This is a genomic window from Aquibium carbonis, assembly GCF_003970795.1.
GTDB lineage: Bacteria > Pseudomonadota > Alphaproteobacteria > Rhizobiales > Rhizobiaceae > Aquibium > Aquibium carbonis.
Genome location: NZ_RWKW01000025.1, coordinates 83,120 through 107,234 on the forward strand (window position 1 = coordinate 83,120; position 24,115 = coordinate 107,234).

Sequence of the window (24,115 nt, forward strand, 5' to 3'; positions counted from 1 at the left end):
CGGCAGGCGAAAAGCCGCCATCAAGGTCGGTCTCGATCGATTTTTGCACGTCCGCGCAACCCAGCGCGGACGTTGTCGTTTTGCGCATGCGAATCATCAGGTGCGAGGATGTCCGGGAGCCTAAGCCGGCGCACATTCCCGTTCAAAACCTGCACCCGACGGCAACTTAAACTTGAAATCAGTATTATATCGGATATTCGCTAGATTAGCACGTCCTGAACGAATAGTTTCAGTGGGTTGCAGAGACCACGGGGAAGCGCCATGGGCACAGACGCAAGGCTCCAGTTTTCGTTCCACCGCGAGGCGCGGCTTCCCGACCTGCACAGGAACGAAAGCTGGCGCGGGTTTTCGGCGGAATATTCGCGTATCGGCGGGGCCAGCGAATACAGCTTCAGCTTCACGGGAGAGCGGCACTATCTGTGCCTCCATGACCTTCTGCTTTCGGATGGGAACGTGGTCGTGGACGGGTTGCGGCCGATCCAGCGACGCGATCTGCGCAACAACCTCACCTATGTGCCGACCGGCTGTTCCGTATCCGGCTTCGCGGCCCCGGTGGACCGTGTCAACAGCTTCATCGCCTTCTACTTCGATCCCGAGGAGATCGCCGCCGAGATCGAGCGGCCGTTCCGGGACACCGACAACTTCGCCATGGTCTATTTCGACGACAACCGCCTGCGCGCCACCCTGGAGAAAATGCGCGCGCTGCTGGTTCAGGAGCGCGAGCCCGACAGGCTCTATGCCGAGACGCTGGGCCTGCTCACCGCCATCGAGATCGCGCAGGTGCAGGCCGGGTCGGTGAAGCTGACGCCGGGACAGGCCGGCGGCCTGTCGGGTACGCAGCAGAAGCAGGTCTTCGATTTCGTCGCCTCCGGTCTCGCCACCGACATCTCGCTGGACGCCATGGCGGCCGTCGCCAATCTCAGCCGGTTCCATTTCGCGCGGGCGTTCAAGAAGTCGGTCGGGGAGCCGCCTTATGCCTATGTGCTTCGCCAGCGCATCGAACGGGCCAAGGTGCTGCTCAAGACCACCAAGATGCAGGTGAACGAGGTGGCGGTCGCCACGGGCTTCAAGACCGCCAGCCACTTCGTGCGCGCCTTCCAGCAGGCGGTGGGCACGTCGCCCGGCAGTTTTCGGCGGATGTGACCAGCTTAGACTGTGGAGCGCTCAGTCCTCGGGACCCGCGCCTATACGCTCCAGCGCGCGCGGATTCAGGATCTTCACGGCGCCGCGCTTGACGTCGATCACGCCGCTCTTTCGCATGTCGGTCAGCGTCTTGTTGACCGATTCACGCGTGGCGCCGAGGAATTCCGCCAGATCCGACTGCGAGATGTGGATCCAGCCGCCGTCGTCCTCGATCAGGCTCGACAGGAAGGAGAGGCGCTTGGCCAGCCGGGCCTCGATCTTGAGCAACGCCTGGTCGCCGAGTTCGGCGCTGACGTAACGAAGCCGCGCGCACAGCAACCAGATCATGGTCGTCGCAAGCTTCGGATTCTGCTGGATGCGGTCTATGAGCTGCCGGCGCGACAGCGAGACCAGGACCGCGTCGGTGAGGCATGTCGCGGTGGCTGTCCTCACGCCGCCGTCGAGCGCCCCGATCTCGCCGAAGACGCATTTCTCGGTTTCCAGATTGGCCACCAGCTTGCGACCGCTTTCGGAGTAGATGGCGATTTCGACCGCGCCGGCCATCACGCCGTAGACGCGGTCGGAGAGATCGTCCTGCATGAAAAGATGGTGACCGGCCCGATAGGTCTCGCCCGTGCAGCCCGCAAAAAGCCCCTCGAAGAGGTCCGCCGTCAGCTGCGCCCGCGGCTTCGGTCGTTCGTAACCCGTCTCCACCATTCGACTTGCCTTCCCTCCTGCCAGCCGGTTTCCGCCATCCCGCCAGACCGGGCGCCGTCCGTCGCGCAATCGGCACGGCCCTCCCGGTCGCGTGCGGCATCCCCTTGAGACACGGAGGGCTTCCGGTCCATGGTAGCCGAGCAGCCGCCGATTCATTCCGGCGCGAGGAGGAGCATGCGTATGAGCGAAGCGACAGTATTGCACGATCGTCGAGATGGCTACAGCGTGATTTCGCTTAACCGCCCGGATCGGTTGAACTCTTTCAATCGCCAGCAACACGCCGAGCTTCGCGCCGCACTGGAGGAATGTGCAACCAGCACGGAGATCCGCGCGGTCGTCCTGACCGGTCAGGGGCGCGGGTTTTGCGCCGGCCAGGACCTGTCCGACGTCGATGACATGGGCGGTGACCGGCCCGATCTCGGCAAGACGCTGCACGACAACTACAACCCGCTGATCCGGTCGATGCGGGCCATGCCCAAACCCATCATCTGCGCCGTCAACGGCGTTGCGGCCGGCGCTGGCGCGAACATCGCGCTGGCAGGCGACATCGTCATCGCGGCGCGCTCGGCCCGGTTCATCCAGGCCTTCGCCAAGATCGCGCTGATCCCGGATGCGGGCGGCACCTACTGGCTGACCCATCTGCTCGGCGAGGCGCGGGCCAAGGCGCTGGCTTTGACCGCGCAACCGCTGTCGGCCGAGGACGCCGCCAACTGGGGCCTGATCTGGAAAGCCGTCGATGACGACAAGCTGATGGCCGAGGCGATTTCGCTGGCCGAGGGTTTCGCGGCTGGCCCCACCCATGCCTACGGGCTGACCAAGCAGGCCATCCAGGCTGCCTCGACGAACACGCTCGACGAGCAGCTGGAGCTGGAGCGGCGGCTGCAGCGCGAGGCGGGCATGTCGGACGACTACAAGGAGGGCGTGAAGGCCTTCCTGGAGAAGCGGCCGGCCAACTATCGCAAGGCGTGAGGCGTCGTCAGCGGCTCGAGACGATCTCGTTGAACTTGGCGAAGAACTCGCCCGCGAGCTTCTTGGACGTCGAGGCGATGAGACGGCTGCCGAGCTGGGCGATCTTGCCGCCCACGTCGGCGTTCACGGTGTAGGAGAGCAAGGTCTCGTCGGGTCCTGTTTCCGCGAGAACCACGTCGGCGCCGCCCTTGGCGAAGCCGGCGATTCCGCCCTTTCCCTCGCCCTGGATGGTGTAGGAGTGTGGAGGATTGAGGTTGATCAGCGTCACGGCGCCGGCAAAGCGCGCCTTGATCGGTCCGATCTTCAGCGAAACCGTCGCGGCCATCTCCGTGTCGGAGGATTTCTCGAGGCTCTCGCAGCCCGGAATGCATTCCCGCAGCACGTCCGGGTCGTTGAGCGCAGCCCAGACCTTGTCGATCGACGCCCCGATCGTTTCCTGACCTTCCAGGTTCATCGCCATGACGTCCTCCTTTCGTCGATTCAGGTCTGGACTATAGCAGCGTCCAAAACTTGTCCATCGGATCGAACGGTCTGACGCTTGCCCGACCGGCGGGCCTGCACTATCGCTATGGGCCAAAGACAGGGAGGCGTCGATGAGCGGTCCGAACGGTTCGAACGACAAGGGCAAGAGGCTGCGGTCGCAGGAGTGGTTCGACAATCCTGACGATCCGGGGATGACCGCGCTCTACCTCGAGCGATACCTGAACTTCGGCCTCACGCGGGAGGAACTCCAGTCGGGCAAGCCGATCATCGGCATCGCGCAGACCGGCTCGGACTTGTCGCCCTGCAACCGGCACCACGTCGAGCTGGCCAAGCGCGTGCGCGCCGGCATCGAGGCGGCCGGCGGCATACCGATGGAGTTTCCGGTGCATCCGATTCAGGAGACCGGCAAGCGGCCCACCGCTTCACTCGACCGCAACCTCGCCTATCTGTCGCTCGTCGAGGTGCTCTACGGTTACCCGCTCGACGGCGTGGTGCTGACGATCGGCTGCGACAAGACCACGCCGGCGCTGCTGATGGCCGCCGCCACCGTCAACATTCCGGCGATCGCCCTGTCGGTCGGCCCGATGCTGAACGGCTGGTACAGGGGCGAGCGGACCGGCTCGGGCACCGTCGTGTGGAAATCGCGCGAGCTGCTCGCCGAGGGCAAGATCGACTACGACCAGTTCATGGACCGCGTGGCGTCTTCGGCGCCGTCGGTCGGCTATTGCAACACGATGGGCACGGCCACGACGATGAACAGCCTGGCCGAGGCGCTCGGCATGCAGCTGCCGGGCTCGGCGGCTATTCCGGCGCCCTATCGCGAGCGCGGCCAAATGGCCTGGCACACGGGCAAGCGGATCGTCGACATGGTGCACGAGGACCTGAAACCGTCCGACATCATGACCCGGGAAGCCTTCGAGAACGCGATCGTGGTCAATTCGGCGATCGGTGGATCGAGCAATGCGCCGATCCATCTCAACGCCATTGCCCGCCATCTCGGCGTGCCGCTCGACAATGACGACTGGCAGAGCGTTGGCCATCACGTGCCGCTGCTCGTCAACCTCCAGCCAGCGGGCGAGTTTCTCGGCGAGGACTATCACCACGCCGGCGGCGTGCCGGCGGTCGTTGCCGAACTGATGAAGGCCGGCCTTTTGCCGCATCCGGATGCGCTGACGGCAAACGGGCGCACGATCGGCGACAATTGCCGCGATGCCGAAAACCTCGACACGGCCGTCATCTTCAGCGTCGATGCACCCATGAAGCAGCAGGCCGGGTTCATCAATCTGAAGGGGAATCTCTTCGATTCCGCCATCATGAAGACATCGGTCATCTCGCCCGAGTTCCGCAAGCGCTACCTGTCCGACCCTGCCGATCCGGAAGCCTTCGAAGGCAAGGCCATGGTCTTCGAGGGACCGGAAGACTACCACGCACGCATCGAGGATCCGTCGCTCGGCATCGACGAGAACACGATCCTGTTCATGCGCGGAACCGGTCCGATCGGCTATCCGGGGGCAGCCGAAGTCGTCAACATGCAGCCGCCGGCCGCCTTGTTGAAACGGGGTGTCCACTCGTTGCCCTGCATCGGCGATGGCCGCCAGTCGGGGACGTCCGGATCGCCCTCGATCCTCAATGCGTCTCCGGAAGCCGCCGCCGGAGGCGGGCTGGCCTTGCTTCGGGACGGCGACCGTGTGCGGATCGATCTCAAGAAGGGCAGGGCCGACATCCTGATCGACGACGACGAGCTGGCACGGCGACGGGCCGACCTTGCGACCAAGGGCGGCTACCGCTATCCGGGCCACCAGACGCCGTGGCAGGAAATCCAGCGCGGCATCGTCGACCAGCTCTCCGGCGGAATGGTCCTGAAACCGGCGGTCAACTACCAGCGGATCGCGCAGGAAAAGGGCATCCCGCGCAACAATCACTGAGGGTCGTTTTCCAACTCTTTGGTCAGCCGGCGAATGACGGGCGGCTCAAGCCGCTCGCCCGCCGGCAACAGACGGTCGGCGCGGCGGTGGCGAGCTGCGCCGGTCAGCCGGCGCCCTCCGCCTGCAACTCGCGAAGCCTGACGATCAGGTCGCCGAGCCCGTCGATCCTCGCCTGGATGTTGGCCATTCGCGCCGCCATGAGCGGGTCCATCTCGCTGCCGGGGGTGGCGGCGCCGATCTCGCAGACCGCTTCGAGCGTGCGGGCGACATAGGCTTCCGCCATGTCTGCAAAGACCGTATAGCGGTCCAGAGCCATCGTCGCTGGATCGCCGAGCAACGTCTCGCGCAATCGTCTGGTCGCGGCCTCATTGGTCATCATGCGTCCCCCGTCGCTCCTGATGTCACGCGTATCGCATACGTGTCCGGCGCGCCTCCGGATCAGATCGGCGACCGATTCCGGCGCCTCGCGTGTCCCCCGCGGCATCGCCACGACCCCCGTCGCCGCTTGTTCGCCAACCGCATTCCTGCGGTCATCCGTCCATGAGTTGTACTCGTGTATGACCGATACCGTACATTAAGAGTTCTAAATCTTAACTGGTTAACGGTTTACTAAAACTAGACGAATATTGCCGGGCATGCGAAGTTCGACGGATTTTTCGAATCATCGACGCGTCAAAGCGATAGGTTCCAATAGCCCCGTGTTCCGAAACCGGCTCCTCGCATCCTTGTCACCCGATGCTCTCGCTCTCATCGTGGAACACTCCGATCAACGGGAGTTGAAGGCCGGCGAGGTCATCTACGAGGATGGCGAGGAGGTGACGCACGCGGTTTTCCCCGAACAGGGGGTCGTCGCCATCATGGCGGAAATGCGGGATGGGCGTTCGGTTCACCAGGCCTCGGTGGGCCGCGAAGGCTTCGTCGGCTATGCCATCGTGCTTGGCGGCGGCGCGGCCATGGGCCGCTCCGTCGTGCTGGTTCCGGGATCGGCGACATGGGTTCCCATCGCGACGTTCGACCAGGCGCTCCTGCGTTTCGTCTCTGTGCGCGAGGCGATCCTGCGCTACGGACAGGCGCACACGATCGAGCTGATGCAACTCGTGGCCTGCAACAGCTTGCACACCGCGGATCAGCGGCTTTCGCGCTGGCTGCTCCAGACTAGCGATCGAATGGACGCTCCGAGCTTTTACATGACGCAGGAAATCATGGCCAAGACGCTCGGTTTGCGGCGCGCGACCGTCAACATGATCTGCAGCGAGCTCATGGAAGCGGGTGCGATCGACTATTCGCGCGGCAACCTCACCATAACCGATAGCGCCGTCCTTGAGGCGCGCGCCTGCGAGTGTTACGGCCGGATCCGGCTGGCCTATGCCAGCCGCCACCAGCAGTACGGCATGCCATAGCGCGCACGCCGATCATCGCGAGGGTGGCGTGTCAGAGGCCCATCGAACCGCGCGGCAGGTAGATGTTTTCGAAGCGCACGCGGAGCCGGTCGTCCAGCGCCTTGGGCACGTGCCTGGGAAAATGCGTCGAGAGGATGCGGCGCTTTTCGGCAATAGCGCGCTGGAGGATGTCGGGCCGGCCCTTTTCCACCCATTCCTTCGGCGAGAACCGGTCCGCGATGGCGGGATAGACATACTCGGTCTGCATCAGCTGCAACGTCTGGCCGTGGCCGAGATAGTGGCCGGGGCCGTTGAGACAGACGTCGGAAATGGCATCGATCGAAAGCGATGCGTCGGTGACCTCGATACCACGCACGCAGCGCAGGCATTGGCCGAGCATGTCGTTGTCGATGATCAGGCTTTCGAGGCAGAAGCCGAGCAGCGAGGCATGCATGCCTGCCGACTCATAGATCAGGTTGAGGCCGGAGAGGCCCGCCATGACGTTGGTGATGCCCTTTTCGTAGCCCGCCTGGATGTCGGGCAGCTTGGAGTCGGCCATGCCCGCCGCCGAGCCGCCGGGGAGGTCGTAGAACTGGGCCATCTGGGCGCAGGCCGAGGTGAGCAGCGCCTGTTCGCCCGAGCCGCCCGACATCGCGCCGGTCCGCAGGTCCGAGACGAAGGGCCATGTGCCGAAGATCGCCGGGTGCCCGGGCTTCAGCGCGTTGACATAGACGAGGCCGGCAAGAACTTCGGAAACCGCCTGCACTACCGCGCCGGCGATGGCGGCGGGCGCCGTGGCGCCAGCCTGGCCGGCCGACAGGAGAAGGATCGGGATACCACCTTCGACGCAAGCTTCGAGCACGCCACAGGCATCCTCGGCAAACTTCATCGGCGGGACGACGAAGCAGTTTGAATTGGAGACGAAGGGGCGGGCGCGAAAGTTCTCCTCGCCGCCGGCGATGGCGTAGAGCATTTCGAGCGCCGGTGCGACGTTCTCGCGGACCGTGAACGACGTCCCGACATGCTTGGTGGTGCCGGACACGCAGGCGTAGAGCGTGTTGAAATCCATGTCGAGCGGGTCGACGACGTCGCGCGGCACCATCGGGCGCTGGAAGAAGTGGATGTTGTCCATCAGGTCGACGATGCGCGCGGCGTCGTAGATGTCCTGGAGCAGCGATTCACGATATTCGCGCTTCTCGACATCGACCACATGGACCGCAGCGCCTGCCGTGCCGTAGTGGACCCGGCTGCCTTGAACGACCAGGTCGTGCTTCGGATCCTGCCCATGGAGCGTGAAGCCCCGCGCGGCGTTGCGGATCGTGTCCATCACGAGATTGCGGGGAAAGCGGATGCGTCCGTCGGCCCCGTGTTCGGCGCCCACGCGTGTCAGCGCCTCGATGCAGCTCGGAATGGCATTGGCGAAGCCGACGGTCTCCAGAACGGTGAGGACCGCCTCGTGAATGCGCTCGAGTTCGTTTCGCGACAGAACACCGTAGCGGCCGCCCTCAAGTCCGGCCCGGATCGGGCGCACGTCTTCCGCCAGCGGTGCGGCCCGCATCGCGCGGCGCGCTTCCCGCCCACCGGAGCGTCGATTTCGAAGTGAATCCGCGCCGTCGCGCTGTTCGGCCGTCAAGCTCATGTTCGCCACTCCCGAAGCGATGTTCCCCGCATCCGAAGCTGGCGTGTTTTTATGAGCTCAGCGCTTCGATGCACGACAAACTATGTCGCGCGGCTGGTCCACGACATTGAGCCAGCCGCTCTTGCCTCTAGAGCCACGTCGTGGCTCGCGCGTCGCCGATCCGCCGCTGGCGGCTATCACGCCGCGGCGGGGCGGCGTCCGATCGCCGTGGCGAGTTCGCGGATGCCGGGCTCGATGTGCTGCACGGCGATCGACGAGATGCCGAGGCGCACGAAGCGGCGCGGCGGGGACTGGCCATCGAAGAAGCGGGCGCCCGGCTCGATCAGCACGCTGCGGGTGGCGGCGGCTTCGGAGAGCTTTTCGGAATCGGTGCCTTGCGGACCCTCCAGCCAGACCGACGTGCCGCCGGCACTGTCGGTGGCGTTCCAGTCCGGCAGGAAGGCCGAGATGGCCGACACCAGTCGCTTTCGGCGTTCGGCAAAGGCCGTCGAGAGCTTGCGCACCAGCGCGTCGTGGTGGCCGAGCGACAGGAACAGCGCCACCGCGCGCTGGTTGTTGGCCGGGGGATGGCGCAGCATGAAGCGGCGTAGCGCGCGCAGTTCGGCGATCAGGTCGGCGGAGGCGACGATGTAGCCAAGGCGCAGGCCCGGCGCGAGCGTCTTCGACATCGAGCCGACATGGATGACGCGCCCGGTGCGGTCGAGGCTCTTCAAGGCCTGCTGCGGCGCCTCGTCGATCAACTGGCTGTCATAGCCGTCCTCGATGATGATCTGGTCGTTGCGCGACGCGATCTCCAGCAGTTCGCGGCGGCGGACCTCCGAAAGCGGCACCATGGTTGGGCAATGATGGCTGGGCGTCACGAAGACGAAGTTGGAATTGCTGGGGATTTCGCGCGTCACGATGCCCTCGGAATCGACGCGAACGGGATCGATCTCGGCCCCTGCGAGCCGGAAAATCGAGCGTGCGTCGGGATAGCCCGGGTTTTCCATGGCCACGCGCGAGCCCTTCGTCATCAGCAAGGTGGCGAGCATGTAGATCGCGTGCTGGGCGCCGAGCGTGACGATGATCTCGTCCGGGTTGGCGAAGATGCCGCGCCGGGGCAGCAGCCGCGCCTGGATCTGCTCGATGAGCAGGGGGTCGTCGCGGTCGACCATGTCGGCCGCCCAGTTGCGAATTTCCAGCACGGCCAGCGCCATGCGGTTGCATTCGCGCCATTCTGCCGTTGGAAACAGCCCCGGATCGAACTGACCGTAGATGAAGGGATAGGAGGACTTGATCCAGTTCTCCATCTTCATCGGCGGCGGCATGTCGGTGGCGTTGATCCGGCGTCGGGCCTTCCAGTCGAGACCGCCCGGCGCGTTGTTGTCCTGGCGGGCCAACGGCTTGGTCGGCGTCGTCAGCACATCGGGATTGACGAAGTGGCCCCGGCGTTCGCGGGCCACGAGAAAGCCCTGATCAACGAGTTGCTGGAACGCCAGCACGACGGTGCCGCGCGCCACGCCGAGCTTCTCGGCCAGGATGCGACAGGACGGCAGGGGCATCGACGCGGCGATCTGGCGATCGAGGATCGCCGCCACGATCGCCTGGCGGATCTGGGCCTGCAGGGTCTGTCCAGAGTCCGGCGAAATGGTGAACAGGCCGGACCAGATGGCGGAATCGGTTCTCGTCGTCATGGCTGCGCTCCTTGCCACGAACAGTAAACATGTGAACTTTCGCAGGGCAAGTCTGGTCCAACGCCTTGCGCCAGAGAATCTTGTCTCCATGGCAATTATGCCACGATGGCCTGTCGATCCGGCCAGCTCGGCCGAAGGGCTCAGGCCTTCTTTTCGCGCCGGGATTGTTCTAATCCATTCGGCAGCCGTTCAGAGGAGACCACCTTGGACCGAACCGCCTTTTCCGGCGTCCTTGCCGCACTGAAACTGCACGCCGGAACGCAGGCGCCGCAGGATCTGCGCGTCGCTTTTGCGCTCGACCCCAGTCGTTTCGATCGCTTCTCGCTGCGGCTCGACGACATGCTGGTCGACTGGTCGAAGACGGCGGTGGACGCGCGGGCCATGGATCTCCTCGCCGGGCTCGCCCGGGCAGCGGGGCTGGAGGCTCGGCGGGACGCGATGTTTGCGGGCGAGCCGATCAATTCGACCGAGGGTCGCGCCGTGCTCCACGTGGCGCTGCGGGCGCCCGAAGGCGCAAGCTTCAGCGTCGCCGGGCAGGACGTGATGGGCGAGGTGCATGCCGTGCTGGCCCGCATGGCCGATTTCGCAAACCGCATTCGTTCGGGCGAAGCCAAGGGTGTGACGGGCAGGCCGATCACCGACGTGATCAACATCGGCATCGGCGGGTCCGATCTCGGCCCGGTGATGGCGACGGCGGCGCTGGCGCCATTCCATGACGGCCCGCGCGTGCATTTCGTTTCCAATATCGACGGCGCCCACATCGCCGACGTGCTGAAGCCGCTCGACCCGGCGGCGACGCTGGTCGTCATCGCGTCGAAAACCTTCACCACCGTCGAAACCATGACGAACGCGCAGACGGCGCGGCGCTGGATCGAGGGCGCGCTCGGTCCCGATGCCGTGGGGGCGCATTTCTGCGCCGTCTCGACCGCGCTCGACAAGGTCTCCGATTTCGGCATCGCGTCGGATCGGGTCTTCGGCTTCTGGGACTGGGTCGGCGGGCGCTACTCGCTCTGGTCGGCGATCGGCCTGCCGATCATGCTGGCCATCGGGCCCGCGCGTTTCCGCGCCTTCCTCGACGGCGCCCATGCGCTGGATGAGCACTTCCGGACAGCGCCGTTGCTGGAGAACCTGCCGGTGGTGCTGGGCCTGCTCGGTTTCTGGCATCGCGTCGCGATGGGCTATCCGGCACGCGCCGTCATTCCCTACGACCAGCGGCTCGCCCGGCTGCCGGCTTACCTTCAGCAGCTCGACATGGAATCGAACGGCAAGTCGGCGACGATCGACGGCCAGCCGGTTCCCACGCCGACCGGGCCGCTCGTGTGGGGCGAGCCCGGCACCAATGGCCAGCACGCGTTCTTCCAGCTGCTGCACCAGGGCAGCGACGTGATCCCGGTCGAGTTCATCGCCGCCGCCCTGGGCCATGAGCCGGATCTGCGACATCAGCACGAACTGCTGCTTGCCAATTGCCTGGCGCAATCGGAAGCGCTGATGAAGGGCCGCACGCTGGAGGAGGCGTCGACGCAGATGCTGGCCAAGGGCATGGCGCGCGAAGAGGTCGATCGGATCGCGCCGCACCGCGTGTTTTCCGGCAACCGGCCGTCGATCACCATCCTGCACCGCCAGCTCGACCCGTTCGCGCTCGGCCGGCTGATCGCGCTCTACGAACACCGGGTCTTCGTGGAAGCGCAGCTCTTCGGCATCAATGCCTTCGACCAGTGGGGCGTGGAACTCGGCAAGGAACTCGCGACCGGCCTGTTGCCCGTCGTGGAAGGCAAACGCGACGCCGCAGGCAGCGACGCATCCACTGCCGGCCTGGTCGACTATCTGCGGGGATTCGCCTGACCGGCGAAGCGCATTCCATCCGATTTCCTTTCACCGCGCTGCAAGGCGCCGGCTTCGCGAGACGTTTCATGGCCATCAGGGGCATCCTGTTCGACAAGGACGGAACACTGATCGATTTCCATCGCACGTGGCACGCCATCGGCGACCGGCTGGCGCTTGAGGCGGCGTGCGGTGACCGCGGCAAGGCCGACGACCTGATGGACCTCGCCGGCTATGATGTCGCAGCAGGCCGGTTTCGTGCCGATTCCATCTTTGCCGCCGGCACCAATGCGGACATCGTCGCACTCTGGTATGCCGCTGCCCCTCTTGCCGAGCGCGAAAAACGGGTGAAGCAGTTCGACCGGCTGACCGCCGAGGAAGGCGCCCGCTCGGCGGTGCCGCTCGAGGGCGTTTCCTCGGCGCTTCGCAGCCTGCATGGGCAAGGCTACAAGCTCGGGGTCGCGACGAACGACAGCGAAGACGGGGCACGGCAGACGATCGAGGCGATCGGGATCGCCGACCTGTTCGTTGCAACTTACGGTTATGATTCGGTGGCGCGGCCGAAGCCGGCGCCCGACGCCATCCACGCCTTCTGCGCGCTGACGGGGCTCGAGCCGGACGAGATCGCAATGGTCGGCGACAACCGACATGACCTCGAGATGGCGCGTGCCGGACGGGCCGGCCTCGCCGTTGGCGTGCTGTCGGGCACCGGCACGCAGGAACGGCTCGCGCCGCTGGCCGACGTGGTGCTATCCTCGGTGCGCGATTTGCCGGCGTTTTTGGCCGGTCATGGCTCGTAGTCGAGGCGCGGGCACCCAGCCGACGCCTCGCAGACCTGTCATGATGGGTTGCGGCCGTCGCGGCACGTTTTTTCCGACGGATCGAAAGTGACCATGAAACAGGACCTCGACATCCGGCCGATCGGCGAAGCGAAGATGCCGGGCCTAGCCTCGCTCTACCGCTATCTGCATCCGCAGGACCCGGCGCTGGCGGTGGTGACCGCACGGATGACGCTGCGCCAGACGGCGGCCGAGCCGGGGAGCGCCGTCCTCGTCGGTTTTCTGGACGACCGGCCGATTGCAACCTGTGCGCTCATCGTGGTGAGGGGCGGCGCGCGCAGCGCGAAGCCTTCGGCCTTGATCGAGAACATCGTCACGCATCCCACGCAGCGGCGTCTCGGTTACGGCACGCGCGTTCTTGCCGCCGTGTTGGCGCTTGCCCGCGAGGTCGGCTGCGACAGGGCCACGGTGCTGACGACGTCGCTGGACGTCGACGTGCCGTCGGGCTTCTTTTTGGCCGCCGGTTTCGCCAAAACCGCCAGCGGCTTTCGGGTGTTTCTCGACTGATCCGCAGCCTTTACATTTACCCTTTTATTAACTATATGAATTAACATCATTTTCAGGCGTGATTTGGTGCGGTGCCAAGATGCCTCTATCGAGGTGTCTGCAGGACCGAGGGGACGATGGAACAGCCACTCCGCATTCGACCCATTGCGCATGGCGACCTGTCGGACCTCACGTCCCTGTACCGGCATCTCTATCCCCGTTATCATATCTTCGCCGCCGCCCTTGCGCGCGATGCGTTCAAGCAGGCGCTCGATGAGCCTGGCATCACCATTCTGGCCGGTTTCCACGACAATCAGCTCGTTTCGGCCTGCACGTTGATCGTCGTTCCCAACGCGACCGCGATGGGAAAGCCGGCTGCCCTGATCGAAAACGTCGTCACCCATTCCGACCATCGTCGCAGGGGCTACGCCGGCCGGGTCGTCGGATGTGCGGTCAAGCTGGCGTGGCGCGTGGGCTGCGTGAAGGTCCTGGTCCTGGGAGGCTTCAACGATCCGGCCGTGCTGGCGCTTTGCGCAGGAGCCGGTTTCGAGCAGACCCGCTATGGCTTCGAACTGCGGCAGGGAGATCAGCCGGCGCCAGCCGAAACGAGACGACTTCGTCGCGCATGATGGCGCTTTCGGTCGACGTCTGAGCGCAGCGACGCGCCATCGCGGCTCTCAACCAAAGGGTCCGCGACACCCGGCGCTCGAATGCCCGCCCCGAGAGCCTGCGGGGAAACGGGCGCCGCCCGTCGCGCGACGGATCTCAGTTGCGCAGCTCCCGGCGCAGGATTTTGCCGACATTCGTCTTCGGCAGTTCGGTGCGGAACTCGATCTGCCTGGGCCGCTTGTAGGCCGTCAGCTTGTCCTTGCACCATTCGCGGATGTCGTCGGCGGTCAGCTCGGGATCCTTCTTGACGATGAAGACCTTCGGTGCCTCGCCCGACTTTTCGTCCGGCACGCCGATGGCTGCAACCTCCAGAACGCCGGGGTGGCCGGCGATCACGTCCTCGATCTCGTTGGGATAGACGTTGAAGCCCGAGACCAGGATCATGTCCTTCTTGCGGTCGACGATCTTGACGTAGCCGTCCTCGCTCATGAAGCCCATGTCGCCGGACTTGAAGAACCCGTCGGACGTCATGACCTTGGCGGTCTCGTCCGGACGGTTCCAGTAGCCGGCCATGACCTGCGGCCCACGGATGCAGATCTCGCCGACCTCGCCGAGCGGCATGTCGTTGCCGTCGTCGTCGCGGATCACGATCTCGGTCGAGGGGATCGGCAGCCCGATCGTGCCGGTGAACTCGTCGGCGTCGAAGCGGTTGCCGGTGGCCACCGGCGAGGTTTCCGACAAGCCGTAGCCTTCGGCGATGACGAGACCCGTCACCTGTTTCCAGCGTTCGGCCACCGGGCGCTGCACCGCCATGCCGCCGCCGAAAGTGACCAGCAGGTGGGTGAAGTCGAGCTTGCGGAAATCGTCATTGTTCAACAGCGCGTTGAAAAGGGTGTTCAGGCCGGGGAAGACGTTGACCTTGTAGGCGCCGAACTCCTTGACCAGAGCCGGGATGTCGCGCGGATTGGCGATCAGGATGTTCTGGGCGCCCTGCTGCATGCCCATCAGCGCGTTCACCGTGAGCGCGTAGATGTGATAAAGCGGTAGCGCGCAGAGATAGACCGGCATGTCGGGCCGCGGCTTCTTGACGTAGGCGGCCTCGACCCACAGCGCGTTCTGGGCGACGTTGGCGAGGATGTTGCGATGGAGCAGTACCGCGCCCTTGGAAACGCCCGTCGTGCCGCCGGTATACTGGAGGAAGGCGACGTCATCCGGGCCCACGGAGACCGGCTTCAGGCTCTGGCCCTTGCCGGCAGAGAGGGCGTCCTTGAACGCGACGTGCCCTGGCAGCGACCAAGCCGGCACCATCTTCTTGACGCGGCGCACGACGAGATTGACGATCAGGCCCTTGAGGCCGAGCATTTCGCCCATCGAAGCGACGACGACGTGCTTGACCTTTGTCTTGCCGACCACGGCTTGAAGCGTGGCGGCGAAGTTTTCCAGGATGACGATGGCCTCGGCGCCGGAATCGTTGAGCTGATGCTCGAGTTCTCGGGGGGTATAGAGCGGATTGACGTTGACCACCGTATAGCCCGCGCGAAGCGCGCCCATCATGGCGATCGGGTATTGCAGCACGTTCGGCATCATGATTGCCACGCGCGCGCCCTTGGCGAGACCCTTGCCCTGCAGCCAGGCGCCGAAAGCGGCGGACGCCTGCTCGACCTCCGCGTAGGTCATGGACTTGCCCATGGAAGTGAAGGCCGGCCGGCCCGCATATTGCCGGCAGGCGTCGACGAGGAGTTCGCCGATCGAACTGGCCGGGAGCCCGGCTATGTCGGCCGGTATGCCGGCTGGATAGCTTTTCAGCCAGATACGCTCCGCGCCCGCGGTCTGCCCGGAAATGGCCATGTCTCGCTCCCTTCGTGTCCGATCGGCGGCGCGCTTCGCGCCGCGGTTCGGTTTACTCCTGCCTCCCGGCGGGCAAAGCCCGCCACTTGCGCCTATCTAGGGTCAACGACCGATTCCGCGCAAGTCTTACGAAGACGTAAACGGAAGGGAAGTCGTCACCATGCAGAACCGGTTGCCGGCTATTGCCCGTAACCCGCGTGTGTCTCGAGGAACGCGCGTTCCTCCGCCGTCGTCTCACGCCCCAGCGCCTTGTTGCGGTGCGGGAACCGGCCGAAGCGGGCCACGATGTCACGATGCTCGATCGCAAACTTCAACGCCTCCTCGTTGTCGAGGTCGCGAAACAGTTTCACGCAGAGTTCCTGATCGGACACCACCTCCGAATGCATCAGAGGCATATAGAGGAACTGACGCTCGGCGGGCGTCATGCCGGCATCCCAGGAACGGTCGATGGCCTTGTGGGTAACGATGAGCGCGACCGGGTCGCCGGAAAAGGCGCGCGGCTGGCCGCGAAACAGCTGCCTTGGAAACTGGTCGAGCAAAATGATGCCCGCCAGCGCGGCACGGGGATCGTCGAGATGATCCTCCGGCCTGCTGGCCAGCGCCTCCTCGCAGAGCGCGCCGAAACGGTCGCGTATCTGCTCGTCAAGCTCGGGCCGGCCGGAAAACCAGTCCTGTGGGCCGAGTTCGCCAAACCAGTATGCCAGCACGGCGTCGGTGGCCGTTTTGGTTTCCATGGGCATTGTCCCTCCTCTTCTCCTTCGCAGATAGGTTTTTTCGGGCGCGAGTTCAAACGTGGCCCATGTCGTCGGCGCCAGCAGGATGCTGTACTTTGCCGTGACGGTGCCATACGGCTCACGATGAATGCGGTGTCGATGCGCGTCCATCGGACGAACCCTTTCGCGTGGACCATGGAGCCGGGATCGAAGGCATCCGGCGCAGGCAGGCGGAACGTGCCGCTGTTAAGGACAGGACATCATGCAGTTTCCCACCTTCGACGACCTGCTGGCGGCCCATGAACGCATCCGGCCGCACGTGCACCACACGCCAGTGCTGACGAGCACCCATTTCGACCGATTGACCGGTGCGCGGCTGTTCTTCAAATGCGAGAACCTGCAGAAGATCGGCGCCTTCAAGGCGCGGGGGGCCTGCAATGCCGTCTTCGGCCTCAGCGAAGAGCAGGCGGCGCGCGGCGTGCTGACGCATTCGTCCGGGAACCACGGCCAGGCGTTGGCCTATGCGGCTGCCAAGCGCGGTATCCCGGCGACCATCGTCATGCCCGAGACCTCTGCGAAACCCAAGCTCGACGCCGTGCGCGGCTATGGCGGGCGGGTGGTGACCTGCGCGCCCGGCACGAAGGCGCGCGAAGAAGCGGTGGCGACCGAAAGGGCACGAACGGGGGCCGAGATCGTGCATCCCTATGCCGACGCGCGCGTCATCGCGGGGCAGGGCACCTGCGCTCGCGAACTGATCGAGGAGGCGGGGCCGCTGGATGCGATCGTAGCGCCGGTCGGCGGCGGCGGGCTTGTCGCGGGCATTTGCGTGGCGGTTGCCGGCATGGCGCCCCGGACGCTGGTCTTCGCCGCCGAGCCGGCGAACGCCGACGACGCCTTCCGCTCGAAGCGGGCCGGACGGCTGATCGAAGACGACGCGCCGCAGACGATCGCAGACGGGCTCCGTGCCTCGCTGAAGCCGATCACCTTCCACTACGTCGCCAGCGCCGTCGAAGACGTGCTGACGGTGACGGAAGACGAGATCGTGGCGGCGATGCGGCTTGTGTGGGAACGCATGAAGATCGTCATCGAGCCGTCGAGCGCGGTGGCGGTGGCGGTGGTGATGAAGAACGCGCATCGCTTCACCGGCCAGAAGGTCGGTATCATCGTCACCGGCGGCAATGTCGATCTCGACCGCCTGCCCTGGATGGCGTGACAGCAGGCTTCACCTTCGACAGGTCACGCGCCTTCCAAGCCGCACCGCAGACACTATGTTGGCGGGATGCGTCCGTCCGATCTCCTGCAACCGCGCCCCCAGGGCCTCTACTGCCCGCCCGGCGATTTCTACATCGACCCGGTGAAGCCGGTCGCGCGCGCGCTGATCACGCACGGCCATGCCGACCACGCCCGCGCCGGCCATGGCGCGGTGATGGCGACGCGCGAGACGCTGGAGATCATGGCGATCCGCTATGGCGCCGACTTTACCGGGTCGAGACAGGAGGCGACGCTCGGCGAACGCGTCAGCGTCAACGGGGTCGAGGTCAGTTTCCATCCGGCCGGGCACGTGCTGGGATCGGCGCAAATCCGCGTCGCGCATGGCGGGCGCTGCATCGTGGCGTCGGGCGACTACAAGCGTCGCCGCGACCCGACCTGCCAAGGCTTCGAGCCGGTCGCCTGCGACGTCTTCATCACCGAGGCGACCTTCGGACTGCCGGTCTTCCGCCATCCGGACGATGCCGGCGAGATCGCGCGGCTGCTGGCCTCGCTCGAGCAGTTTCCGGAACGGACGCATCTCGTCGGCGCCTATTCGCTGGGCAAGGCGCAGCGCGTCATCAGGCTTCTGCGCGAAGCGGGATATGACGAGACGATCCATATCCATGGCGCGCTCCAGAAGCTCTGCGACTATTTCGAAAGCGAGGGCATCGCGCTGGGGCCGCTATCGCCCGCGACCATCGGCAATGGCGGCAAGTCGGCCTTTGCCGGGAAGATCGTAGTGGGGCCTCCGTCGGCCTTCGCCGACCGATGGGCGCGGCGGTTTTCCGATCCGGTATCCGCGTTTGCTTCCGGCTGGATGCGCATCCGCCAGCGGGCCAAGCAGCGTGGCGTGGAGCTACCGCTGATCCTGTCGGACCACTCCGACTGGGATGAGTTGGTCGCCACCATCGCCGACACGGGCGCCTCCGAGGTCTGGGTCACGCATGGCCGCGAAGAGGCGCTGGTGCGCTGGTGCGAGATCAACGGCATCGCTGCACGCCCGCTGCACCTCGTGGGTTACGAGGACGAGGGGGATTAGGATGCTTGTTTCCGGAGAGGTTGCACTTCGTCGCGCCCCCCTCTGTCCTGCCGGACATCTCCCCCACAGGTGGGGAGATCGGCAGCGTCAACATCCCCGCCTTCCTTGCAACCGTGGCAATTGGCGAAAGCCGACGCGTTGGCTGATCTCCCCCCACGTGGGGGAGATGGCCGGCAGGCCAGAGGGGGGCGCGAAGGAGCGCTGTCCTGCGCTCGTTCGGGAGGCCTGGGCGCAAAGGAGGCAGCGCGGCGCGTTGTCTGCCGCAGCATGAAACCCTTCGCCGATCTCCTCGACCGTCTCGTCCTGACGCCCTCGCGCAACGCGAAGCTGAAACTCCTGGTCGGCTACTTCTCGGCAGCGCCGGATCCGGACCGCGGGCTGGCGCTGGCCGCGATCACGGGAGACCTCGACATCCCGAGCGTGAAGCCCGCCATGCTGCGGGCGCTGGTGATGGAGCGGATGGATCCGGTGCTGTTTGCCTATTCCTACGACTATGTCGGCGACCTGGCGGAGACCGTGTCGCTGGTCTGGCCGGCGCGGGAGGGGAGGGTGCCGCACAATGCCGACCCGTCGCTGTCGGACGCCGTCGAGGCGCTGCTGGCGGCCGGGCGGGCCAATGGTCCGACGGTTTTTGCCGGTCTGCTCGACCGGCTCGATCCGCCGTCCCGCTTTGCGCTCATCAAGCTCGTCACCGGGGGGTTGCGCATCGGCGTCTCGGCAAGGCTGGCCAAACAGGCGCTGGCCGATTTCGGGCAGGTGGAGGTGGCCGAGGTGGAGGAACTGTGGCACGGCCTTTCGCCGCCCTACGAACCGCTCTTCGCCTGGCTGGAGAAGAGAGCGGACAAGCCGGTGCCGCAGGCGCAGGCCCTGTTTCGGCCGGTGATGCTGTCCAATCCGGTCCAGGACGGGGACCTGGCGAAGCTCGACCCGGGCGATTATGCCGCCGAGTGGAAGTGGGACGGCATCCGGGTGCAGGCAACAGCCGATGGTGGCTCTCACCGGCTCTATTCACGCACCGGCGACGACGTGTCCGGCGCGTTTCCGGACCTTCTCGAGGCGATGGATTTCTCAGGCGCCATCGATGGCGAACTGCTGGTCGGCGTGGCCGGGGAACACACCGGCACGTTTTCGGATCTTCAGCAGCGCCTGAACCGCAAGAGCGTCTCGGCGAAGATGCAGGAGAAATTCCCGGTCTTCGTGCGGTGCTACGATCTGCTGCAGGACGGCGACGAAGATCTGCGGCCGCTGCCCTTCGTCGAGCGCCGCGCGCGGCTGGAAGCCTTCGTGGCGCGGCTGCCGGCCGAGCGCTTCGACCTCTCGCCCTTCGTCGACTTCGCCGGTTGGGAGGAACTCGACGAGTTGCGCCGCCAGCCGCCGCATCCGGTCATCGAAGGCGTGATGCTGAAGCGCTGGGACTCGGCCTATGTGCCCGGCCGGCCGAAGGGACCCTGGTTCAAGTGGAAGCGCGACCCGCACATGGTGGACGCCGTGCTGATGTATGCGCAGCGCGGCCACGGCAAACGGTCGAGCTTTTATTCGGACTACACGTTCGGAGTCTGGACCGGACCCGAGGCGAAGCCGGAACTCGTGCCGGTGGGCAAGGCCTATTTCGGCTTCACCGACGAGGAACTGCGCCAGATCGACAAGTACGTCCGCGACAATACGGTGGAGCGTTTCGGCCCCGTCCGGTCGGTGCGGGCGGAGGTCGGGCACGGGCTGGTGCTGGAGATCGCCTTCGAGGGACTGAACCGCTCGACGCGGCACAAGTCGGGCGTCGCCATGCGCTTTCCGCGCATCTCGCGGCTGCGCTGGGACAAGCCGGCGGCGGAGGCCGACCGGCTGGAGACCCTGCAAGCCTTGCTCGACGGGTGAGCGCGCGCTCGATCGGTGGAGGGGCGGGCCGGTCCCGTCAGTCCGGCATCGCCACCCGGATATCGATGATGTCGACGGTCAGGCCGTCCGTGCCGACATCGCTGGCGATGGCGATGCTTCCGGCTCCTGTTGGAGAGGCATTCGGCATGTCGCGGCCGATCACGAAGTCGCGGTTCTCGGACGATACGAACAGGCGGTTGCGCCCGCAGTCGCCGAGTGGTCCGAAATCGCAGGTGACCAGCACCTGCGTTTCAGCACCCTGATCGGTACGAGCCCGAATGTTGAAGACCGCGCGCCGGCCCGCGATGCGTTGCAGGACGCCTTCCCCGATCTCAAAGCGCACGGGCTGGTCAGGCGAGGCCGAGCGGATACGCAGCGCCGTTCCGCCTTCGATCTCGATCACCTGCGCGGCTCCGCCCGGCGGCGTGATCACGCGGGTCGGGTCCGTCGGGGTGAAGACGGTGATCCAGTCGTCGTTCCTGCCGTCGGCGGCTTCCTGATCGCTGAGCGGCGGAGGGCCGTTGGGCTGGAAGTCCTCGTCCTCGAGTTGCAGCGGCGGATTGGGAACCCTCGTGTCGCGCTCTTCGGCAGAGAGGAACAGTCCGCTGTCCATCGCCCACCAGATGCTCATGGCCGCGGACGCAAGCAGCGTGACCGCCAGGAAGACGATGATGAAGAAGCGGCCGCGCCGTCGCTTCGGCCGTTCGTCATCGATGTCACGATCGTCGTATGGGCGATATCCCGATCGTGGTTCGCGACTGGCGGAGAGGCCGTCAAACCCTGGATCGAGCGGTTCGTAACCATCGGCGTCAGGTGAGTGCCTGGGCTCGATCTCCGGCAATGGTACGGCGTCATCGTCGTATTGCGGCGTCGGGGCATGGGCCGGCACGGGCCTGTTGCCACGTGGCCGCACGGTTTCGACAGGCTCGGCCTCGTCTCCATAATAGCGGCTGGAGGCCGCGGCCCATGAGGATCGGGCACCGCGATCCCGTGCCGGCGCGCGTGGTGCTGCCTCGAAGGCATCATGCGCCGGCGGGGCTTCGACCGTCTCGTCGGCGGCCAGAACGGTGGGCGCTTCAGGCTCGAAGGCCGGCACGAACTCCTGCTCGACGGTGCGAATGCTCGACTTCAGCATGTCGCGGCGGTGCAGGATCGCATCTTCCGGCAGGTCGGGATTGGCGGCGATGCTTTTTTCCAGCGCGGCGTAGACGGATCTGTAGACCTTCTCCCGATAGGCGCGGTCCTCCGCGTCGCCCCGCTCAAGGGCGGTCCGGATCGTCTTCTCGATCGGATTCAACTGGATTTCCTCATATGCCGTCGCCCGAATGGTTAACCGCCGCAACCGTTGCAATCAACATCGCATTGCCCCTCAACGCGCGGAGTCCCAAGAAAGTCGCGTCACGCCGCGACGGATTTGCGGCACGTCCATTCACCGCCGGGCCGGCCTGCGCCTTGCCGATGGGTTCGTCTGCTAGTATTGACGTTTACGCTAACGTCAAAACCCTCGGGAGTGAGCGACACCATGGCCGTACCGGAAATCCTGAAGAAAAACCTGCGCATTCCTGTCGTCGGGTCGCCTCTCTTCATCATTTCGCATCCGCCACTGGTCCTGGCGCAGTGCAAGGCCGGCATCGTGGGATCCTTCCCGGCCTTGAACGCGCGCCCGGAGGCGCAACTCGACGACTGGCTTGCCGAAATCACCGAAAGCCTCGCCGCCCATGACGCGGCTAGTCCGGACCGCCCGGCCGCCCCGTTCGCGGTCAACCAGATCGTCCACAAGTCCAATACGCGCCTGCAGCACGACCTCGAGATGTGCGTGAAATACAAGGTGCCGATGGTAATCACCTCGCTTGGCGCGGTCGAGGAGGTCAACCAGGCAGTTCATTCCTACGGTGGCATCGTGCTGCACGACATCATCCACGACCGGCATGCGCGCAAGGCGATCGAGAAGGGCGCGGACGGGCTGATCGCAGTGGCGGCCGGCGCAGGCGGCCATGCCGGCACGCTGTCGCCCTTCGCGCTGACCCAGGAGATCCGGCGCTGGTTCGACGGGCCGTTGCTGCTGTCGGGCTCGATCGCCAATGGCGGCGCCGTCCTGGCCGCGCAGGCGATGGGAGCCGACATGGCCTATATCGGCTCGCCATTCATCGCCACCGTCGAAGCGCGCGCGGAGGACGCCTACAAGGCTATGATCGTCGAATCGAAGGCGGCCGACATCGTCTATTCGAATCTCTTCACCGGCGTTCACGGCAACTATCTGAAGGGATCGATCGCCGCGCAGGGCCTGGACCCCGACAATCTGCCGGTGTCCGATCCGTCGACGATGAACTTCGGCAGCAACGCAACCAAGGCGTGGAAGCACATCTGGGGCTGCGGCCAGGGTATCGGCGCGGTGGATGCGGTGGTGCCGGCCGCGGAGCTGGTTGACCGGCTGGCTTCCGAATACGAAACCGCCAAGCAGAAACTCTGCGCCTGAGTGTCTGATCCAGAAGTCGCGATTCCGGGCTGCAAATCGCAATTTCTGCGCTTCCGGTGCTCACGGACCCGAATGTGCGCTGCGCTCCGGTTCTCGAAATCGCTGTTTTCGCCTCGGCCTCGCGCTTTTTGATTCAGACACTGACGATCGATGAAGGCGTCCCGGGGGCAACCTCGGCTGCCGCGTCAGGCGGTCCGGCGCAGAGCATCGGCATGATCGGGAAACTCGCGCATCAGCGCGCCGACCCTGTCGCGGCACCGTTCGAAGGCCGCCACGCATTCGGGGTCGAACTGGCGTCCTGCCTGCTCGCGCAGATGCGCAAAGGCGCGATCGACCGACCAGGCGGGCTTGTAGGGGCGCTCCGAAGTGAGCGCGTCGAACACGTCTGCGACCGCCGCGATGCGTCCGACGAGCGGGATGTCTTCGCCCGCGAGACCCTTCGGATAGCCCGAACCGTCCCAGTGCTCGTGATGTGAAACGGCGATCGTGCCGGCGAGCTGAAGCAGGTCGCAGGCCGATCCGGCCAGGATCGCAGCGCCGATCATCGTATGCGTGTCGATGTGGGACCGTTCGGCCTCCGTGAGCGGCCCTTGCTTCAGGAGAACGTCGTCGCGGATCCCGACCTTGCCGATGTCGTGCATCGGGGCGGCAAGTTGCAGGTCGGCACAGTACTCGTTCGAGAGACCGAGTTCGCGCGCGATCATCGCGGAGTAGCGCGCCATGCGCAGCGTGTGGGCGGAGGTTTCCTGGTCCTTGTAGCCGGCGGCTAGCGTCAGCCGGTTGATGATCTCCTCTTCCCGGCGACGCAGTTCCAGCGTGGCCGCGTCGACCTCGCTGCGCAGCCATTCGGCCTGGTTCGCAAGCTTCAGCTGCACCTCGCAAAGCCTGGCGAGATTTGTCAGTCGGGCCTTGAACTCGATGGGCTCGACCGGCTTGTTGAGAAATTCGACCGCCCCGGCCTTGATGGCGCGCAGCCGAAGATTTGCGTCGTCGTCCGCTGTGATCATGACGATCGGCTTTTCGGCGAACCGCTTGTCCCGTCGGATGGCGGCGATGAGGTCGATGCCGTTCATGCCGGGCATCTGATAGTCCACCAGCGCGATGTCGAAATGGATGTCGGCGAGGTCCGCGAGGAGTGTCGACGGGTCCGTGTAGGGTACCGGGGAGCAGTTGGCGACCTGACGGACGAGCATTTCCATCAGCATCAGGTTCGAGCGGTTGTCTTCGACGACGAGAACCTTGAGATCCATGGTC

At 65.4% G+C, this 24,115-nt stretch carries 21 protein-coding genes; 12 read left to right on the top strand and 9 right to left on the bottom strand.

All coding sequences use genetic code 11. The annotated features are described in order from the left end of the window. The first annotated feature begins 261 nt into the window (after window positions 1-261). Window positions 262-1,143 carry a helix-turn-helix domain-containing protein gene (locus EJC49_RS06950; protein ID WP_126698736.1) on the top strand — a complete coding sequence of 294 codons (882 nt, stop codon included), beginning with the start codon at window positions 262-264 and terminating at the stop codon, window positions 1,141-1,143. Between the two features lie 21 nt (window positions 1,144-1,164). On the opposite strand, the gene EJC49_RS06955 is transcribed toward EJC49_RS06950, so the two are convergent. Then, entirely contained in the window at window positions 1,165-1,839 is a 675-nt protein-coding gene (locus EJC49_RS06955; protein WP_126698737.1) for a Crp/Fnr family transcriptional regulator, read from the bottom strand. Between the two features lie 180 nt (window positions 1,840-2,019). Here EJC49_RS06955 and paaG point away from each other — a divergent pair, with 180 nt between their 5' ends. Continuing rightward, entirely contained in the window at window positions 2,020-2,808 is a 789-nt protein-coding gene (gene paaG / locus EJC49_RS06960) for a 2-(1,2-epoxy-1,2-dihydrophenyl)acetyl-CoA isomerase PaaG (protein ID WP_126698738.1), read from the top strand. Window positions 2,809-2,815: 7 nt separating this feature from the next. Here paaG and EJC49_RS06965 read toward each other — a convergent pair whose 3' ends face one another. Further along, complete coding sequence (locus tag EJC49_RS06965; protein ID WP_126698739.1) at window positions 2,816-3,268, bottom strand: SRPBCC family protein; 453 nt, start codon at window positions 3,266-3,268, stop codon at window positions 2,816-2,818. A gap of 133 nt (window positions 3,269-3,401) precedes the next feature. Between EJC49_RS06965 and EJC49_RS06970 the strand changes: the two genes are divergently transcribed. Next, entirely contained in the window at window positions 3,402-5,216 is a 1,815-nt protein-coding gene (locus EJC49_RS06970) for an IlvD/Edd family dehydratase (RefSeq protein ID WP_126698740.1), read from the top strand. Between the two features lie 103 nt (window positions 5,217-5,319). Here the strand turns inward: EJC49_RS06970 and EJC49_RS06975 are convergent, their stop codons facing one another. Then, the gene (locus tag EJC49_RS06975; protein WP_126698741.1) at window positions 5,320-5,595 is read right to left on the bottom strand and encodes a hypothetical protein; all 276 of its coding nucleotides are present in this window, start codon (window positions 5,593-5,595) and stop codon (window positions 5,320-5,322) included. A 373-nt stretch (window positions 5,596-5,968) separates the two neighbouring features. Here EJC49_RS06975 and EJC49_RS06980 point away from each other — a divergent pair, with 373 nt between their 5' ends. After that, window positions 5,969-6,616 carry a Crp/Fnr family transcriptional regulator gene (locus EJC49_RS06980; RefSeq protein ID WP_245453304.1) on the top strand — a complete coding sequence of 216 codons (648 nt, stop codon included), beginning with the start codon at window positions 5,969-5,971 and terminating at the stop codon, window positions 6,614-6,616. Window positions 6,617-6,647: 31 nt separating this feature from the next. Here EJC49_RS06980 and EJC49_RS06985 read toward each other — a convergent pair whose 3' ends face one another. Further along, entirely contained in the window at window positions 6,648-8,234 is a 1,587-nt protein-coding gene (locus EJC49_RS06985; RefSeq protein WP_126698743.1) for a trimethylamine methyltransferase family protein, read from the bottom strand. Between the two features lie 176 nt (window positions 8,235-8,410). Continuing rightward, window positions 8,411-9,907 (bottom strand): MocR-like pyridoxine biosynthesis transcription factor PdxR, encoded by a 1,497-nt coding sequence (gene pdxR, locus EJC49_RS06990; RefSeq protein WP_126698744.1) that lies wholly within the window; start codon window positions 9,905-9,907, stop codon window positions 8,411-8,413. A gap of 204 nt (window positions 9,908-10,111) precedes the next feature. On the opposite strand from pdxR, the gene pgi reads away from it, so the two are divergent. From pgi to EJC49_RS07010, 4 genes are all read left to right on the top strand, one after another. Beyond that, entirely contained in the window at window positions 10,112-11,749 is a 1,638-nt protein-coding gene (gene pgi / locus EJC49_RS06995; protein WP_126698745.1) for a glucose-6-phosphate isomerase, read from the top strand. Between the two features lie 68 nt (window positions 11,750-11,817). Next, window positions 11,818-12,528, top strand: a complete 711-nt coding sequence (locus tag EJC49_RS07000; RefSeq protein WP_126698746.1) for an HAD family hydrolase — start codon at window positions 11,818-11,820, stop codon at window positions 12,526-12,528. 93 nt (window positions 12,529-12,621) lie between these two features. Further along, window positions 12,622-13,074, top strand: coding sequence for a GNAT family N-acetyltransferase (locus EJC49_RS07005; RefSeq protein WP_126698747.1), 453 nt, complete (start codon window positions 12,622-12,624; stop codon window positions 13,072-13,074). Between the two features lie 116 nt (window positions 13,075-13,190). Beyond that, on the top strand, window positions 13,191-13,682 hold the full coding sequence (locus EJC49_RS07010; RefSeq protein WP_126698748.1) for a GNAT family N-acetyltransferase: 492 nt from the start codon (window positions 13,191-13,193) through the stop codon (window positions 13,680-13,682). Window positions 13,683-13,818: 136 nt separating this feature from the next. Here EJC49_RS07010 and EJC49_RS07015 read toward each other — a convergent pair whose 3' ends face one another. Beyond that, a complete protein-coding gene (locus EJC49_RS07015) occupies window positions 13,819-15,510 on the bottom strand; it encodes a long-chain fatty acid--CoA ligase (protein WP_126698749.1) in 1,692 nt (563 codons plus the stop codon). Between the two features lie 179 nt (window positions 15,511-15,689). Continuing rightward, on the bottom strand, window positions 15,690-16,394 hold the full coding sequence (locus tag EJC49_RS07020) for a DUF924 family protein (protein WP_245453305.1): 705 nt from the start codon (window positions 16,392-16,394) through the stop codon (window positions 15,690-15,692). 91 nt (window positions 16,395-16,485) lie between these two features. Between EJC49_RS07020 and bhcB the strand changes: the two genes are divergently transcribed. From bhcB to EJC49_RS07040, 3 genes are all read left to right on the top strand, one after another. Continuing rightward, window positions 16,486-17,436 carry a beta-hydroxyaspartate dehydratase BhcB gene (gene bhcB / locus EJC49_RS07025; protein ID WP_126698750.1) on the top strand — a complete coding sequence of 317 codons (951 nt, stop codon included), beginning with the start codon at window positions 16,486-16,488 and terminating at the stop codon, window positions 17,434-17,436. A gap of 66 nt (window positions 17,437-17,502) precedes the next feature. After that, on the top strand, window positions 17,503-18,513 hold the full coding sequence (locus tag EJC49_RS07030; protein WP_126698751.1) for a ligase-associated DNA damage response exonuclease: 1,011 nt from the start codon (window positions 17,503-17,505) through the stop codon (window positions 18,511-18,513). Between the two features lie 267 nt (window positions 18,514-18,780). Next, window positions 18,781-20,385 (top strand): cisplatin damage response ATP-dependent DNA ligase, encoded by a 1,605-nt coding sequence (locus EJC49_RS07040; protein WP_126698753.1) that lies wholly within the window; start codon window positions 18,781-18,783, stop codon window positions 20,383-20,385. Window positions 20,386-20,422: 37 nt separating this feature from the next. Here EJC49_RS07040 and EJC49_RS07045 read toward each other — a convergent pair whose 3' ends face one another. Next, window positions 20,423-21,682, bottom strand: coding sequence for a hypothetical protein (locus tag EJC49_RS07045; protein WP_126698754.1), 1,260 nt, complete (start codon window positions 21,680-21,682; stop codon window positions 20,423-20,425). 225 nt (window positions 21,683-21,907) lie between these two features. On the opposite strand from EJC49_RS07045, the gene EJC49_RS07050 reads away from it, so the two are divergent. Continuing rightward, window positions 21,908-22,861: an NAD(P)H-dependent flavin oxidoreductase gene (locus tag EJC49_RS07050; protein WP_126698755.1), complete on the top strand. Its 954-nt coding sequence runs from the start codon at window positions 21,908-21,910 to the stop codon at window positions 22,859-22,861. 185 nt (window positions 22,862-23,046) lie between these two features. On the opposite strand, the gene EJC49_RS07055 is transcribed toward EJC49_RS07050, so the two are convergent. Then, window positions 23,047-24,111 (bottom strand): HD domain-containing phosphohydrolase, encoded by a 1,065-nt coding sequence (locus tag EJC49_RS07055; RefSeq protein ID WP_126698756.1) that lies wholly within the window; start codon window positions 24,109-24,111, stop codon window positions 23,047-23,049. Window positions 24,112-24,115: the final 4 nt, after the last annotated feature.

Coding starts and splice junctions, on each gene's coding strand:
- EJC49_RS06950 (WP_126698736.1), top strand. CDS start 262: ATGGGCACAGACGCAAGGCTCCAGTTTTCGTTCCACCGCGAGGCGCGG.
- EJC49_RS06955 (WP_126698737.1), bottom strand. CDS start 1,839: ATGGTGGAGACGGGTTACGAACGACCGAAGCCGCGGGCGCAGCTGACG.
- paaG (WP_126698738.1), top strand. CDS start 2,020: ATGAGCGAAGCGACAGTATTGCACGATCGTCGAGATGGCTACAGCGTG.
- EJC49_RS06965 (WP_126698739.1), bottom strand. CDS start 3,268: ATGGCGATGAACCTGGAAGGTCAGGAAACGATCGGGGCGTCGATCGAC.
- EJC49_RS06970 (WP_126698740.1), top strand. CDS start 3,402: ATGAGCGGTCCGAACGGTTCGAACGACAAGGGCAAGAGGCTGCGGTCG.
- EJC49_RS06975 (WP_126698741.1), bottom strand. CDS start 5,595: ATGATGACCAATGAGGCCGCGACCAGACGATTGCGCGAGACGTTGCTC.
- EJC49_RS06985 (WP_126698743.1), bottom strand. CDS start 8,234: ATGAGCTTGACGGCCGAACAGCGCGACGGCGCGGATTCACTTCGAAAT.
- pdxR (WP_126698744.1), bottom strand. CDS start 9,907: ATGACGACGAGAACCGATTCCGCCATCTGGTCCGGCCTGTTCACCATT.
- EJC49_RS07000 (WP_126698746.1), top strand. CDS start 11,818: ATGGCCATCAGGGGCATCCTGTTCGACAAGGACGGAACACTGATCGAT.
- EJC49_RS07005 (WP_126698747.1), top strand. CDS start 12,622: ATGAAACAGGACCTCGACATCCGGCCGATCGGCGAAGCGAAGATGCCG.
- EJC49_RS07010 (WP_126698748.1), top strand. CDS start 13,191: ATGGAACAGCCACTCCGCATTCGACCCATTGCGCATGGCGACCTGTCG.
- EJC49_RS07015 (WP_126698749.1), bottom strand. CDS start 15,510: ATGGCCATTTCCGGGCAGACCGCGGGCGCGGAGCGTATCTGGCTGAAA.
- EJC49_RS07020 (WP_245453305.1), bottom strand. CDS start 16,394: ATGGACGCGCATCGACACCGCATTCATCGTGAGCCGTATGGCACCGTC.
- bhcB (WP_126698750.1), top strand. CDS start 16,486: ATGCAGTTTCCCACCTTCGACGACCTGCTGGCGGCCCATGAACGCATC.
- EJC49_RS07030 (WP_126698751.1), top strand. CDS start 17,503: ATGCGTCCGTCCGATCTCCTGCAACCGCGCCCCCAGGGCCTCTACTGC.
- EJC49_RS07040 (WP_126698753.1), top strand. CDS start 18,781: ATGAAACCCTTCGCCGATCTCCTCGACCGTCTCGTCCTGACGCCCTCG.
- EJC49_RS07050 (WP_126698755.1), top strand. CDS start 21,908: ATGGCCGTACCGGAAATCCTGAAGAAAAACCTGCGCATTCCTGTCGTC.
- EJC49_RS07055 (WP_126698756.1), bottom strand. CDS start 24,111: ATGGATCTCAAGGTTCTCGTCGTCGAAGACAACCGCTCGAACCTGATG.